Source organism: Streptomyces africanus (assembly GCF_002150735.1).
GTDB lineage: Bacteria > Actinomycetota > Actinomycetes > Streptomycetales > Streptomycetaceae > Streptomyces > Streptomyces africanus.
The window spans coordinates 1-2,175 of sequence record NZ_MUKA01000563.1; the positions used below are offsets into that span (position 1 = coordinate 1).

Annotated in this window: 2 protein-coding genes; one reads left to right on the plus strand and one right to left on the minus strand. The window is 70.1% G+C overall.

Annotated elements, in window-relative coordinates:
- Positions 1–44 precede the first annotated feature (44 nt).
- Positions 45–1,625, plus strand: a complete 1,581-nt coding sequence (guaA, locus tag CCL05_RS42095; protein WP_086565799.1) for a glutamine-hydrolyzing GMP synthase — start codon at positions 45–47, stop codon at positions 1,623–1,625.
- Between the two features lie 3 nt (positions 1,626–1,628).
- On the opposite strand, the gene CCL05_RS42100 is transcribed toward guaA, so the two are convergent.
- Complete coding sequence (locus CCL05_RS42100; RefSeq protein WP_086565800.1) at positions 1,629–2,102, minus strand: pyridoxamine 5'-phosphate oxidase family protein; 474 nt, start codon at positions 2,100–2,102, stop codon at positions 1,629–1,631.
- Positions 2,103–2,175: the final 73 nt, after the last annotated feature.

Genomic DNA, 2,175 nt, shown 5'->3' on the forward strand with positions numbered 1-2,175 from the left:
ATCGGGTGGCACAAGACCCCCGCCCCACCGCCGGAAGGCACCCTGTGTCATCAGCGACTCCCGCTGCCAGCGCCGCCGACACCGTCCTGGTCGTCGACTTCGGCGCGCAGTACGCCCAGCTCATCGCCCGTCGTGTCCGCGAGGCGCGGGTCTACAGCGAGATCGTGCCGAGCACCATGCCGGTCGCCGAGATGCTCGCCAAGAACCCCGCGGCGATCATCCTCTCCGGCGGCCCCTCGTCGGTGTACGAGGAGGGCGCGCCCAGCCTGGACCGCGAGATCTTCGAGGCCGGCGTCCCCGTCTTCGGCATGTGCTACGGCTTCCAGCTCATGGCGCGGACCCTCGGCGGCACCGTCGACAACACCGGAGCCCGCGAGTACGGCCGCACCGACCTGCACGTCTCCAGGTCGTCCTCCACCCTCTTCGAGGGCACCCCCGCCGAGCAGGCCGTCTGGATGTCGCACGGCGACGCCTGCTCCGCCGCCCCCGAGGGCTTCTCCGTGACGGCCTCCACGGACGTCGTGCCGGTCGCCGCCTTCGAGAACGACGAGAAGAAGCTCTACGGCGTCCAGTACCACCCCGAGGTGATGCACTCCACGCACGGGCAGCAGGTGCTGGAGCACTTCCTGTACCGGGGCGCGGGCCTGACCCCGTCCTGGACCACGGGCAGCGTGATCGAGGAGCAGGTCGCCGCGATCCGTGAGCAGGTCGGCGACCGGCGCGCCATCTGCGGGCTGTCCGGCGGCGTGGACTCCGCGGTCGCCGCGGCCCTCGTCCAGAAGGCCATCGGCTCCCAGCTGACCTGCGTGTACGTCGACCACGGCCTGATGCGCAAGGGCGAGACCGAGCAGGTCGAGAAGGACTTCGTGGCCGCGACCGGCGTGCAGCTGAAGGTCGTGGACGCCGAGGAGCGGTTCCTCAAGGCGCTCGCCGGGGTCTCCGACCCGGAGGAGAAGCGGAAGATCATCGGCCGCGAGTTCATCCGGGTCTTCGAGCAGGCCCAGGCCGAGATCATCGCGGACGAGGGCCCGGCGGTGGAGTTCCTCGTGCAGGGCACCCTCTACCCCGACGTGGTCGAGTCCGGCGGCGGCACCGGCACCGCCAACATCAAGTCCCACCACAACGTCGGCGGCCTCCCCGAGGACCTCGAGTTCCAGCTGATCGAGCCGCTGCGCAAGCTCTTCAAGGACGAGGTCCGGATGGTCGGCCAGGAGCTCGGCCTGCCGGACGAGATCGTCCAGCGTCAGCCCTTCCCCGGCCCCGGCCTCGGCATCCGGATCGTCGGCGAGGTCACCAAGGAGCGCCTGGACCTGCTGCGCGAGGCCGACGCCATCGCCCGCGAGGAGCTCACGGCGGCCGGCCTCGACCGGGACATCTGGCAGTGCCCGGTGGTCCTCCTCGCGGACGTCCGCAGCGTCGGCGTCCAGGGTGACGGCCGTACGTACGGCCACCCGATCGTCCTGCGGCCCGTCTCCTCCGAGGACGCCATGACGGCCGACTGGTCGCGCCTGCCGTACGACGTCCTCGCCCGGATCTCCACGCGCATCACCAACGAGGTCAAGGACGTCAACCGGGTCGTCCTCGACGTCACCTCGAAGCCGCCGGGGACGATCGAGTGGGAGTGACCCCTACGTGCGCTTGATCGTGCGCAGGGGCTCGCCGGGCGTCCAGATCTGGACGACGAGGTACTTGTCGTCCTCGACGTAGGTCCGTACGACCTCCGTGAGTTCGGTACGGAAGAGGTGGAACGGCTCCGGCGGTTCCACCTCTTCGACGTAGCGCGCCTTGATATCCACGTCGTCGACCTCGATCGCCCGCCCGCTGATCCTCACGTCGCCGCCGCCCATGCCCGTGCCCTCCCCGGGGTTCGCCTGGAGCGCGAAGCGCGGGTCGCGGCGCAGATCGAGTGCCTTGAGCGAGTCCGGCATCATGCCGAGCCACAGCTCGCCGTTCAGGAACCGCACCTCCAGGCCGCTGGTGCGGGGCGATCCGTCCTTCCGGAGGGTGGCGAGGACGTGGTGCGTGTAGGCGCCGAAGCGCTTCTCGACGGTGCCGGCCAGATCCGGTTCGGCAGTGGCGAAAGCCGCCCAGTTCGCTGTCATACGGAGAGTCTGGCGCCGAAACCCGACATCTTCTGTCGGCTATTCGTGGGGTGGGGGAGACCGGGGGCGAAGG

Coding starts and splice junctions, on each gene's coding strand:
- CCL05_RS42100 (WP_086565800.1), bottom strand. CDS start 2,102: ATGACAGCGAACTGGGCGGCTTTCGCCACTGCCGAACCGGATCTGGCC.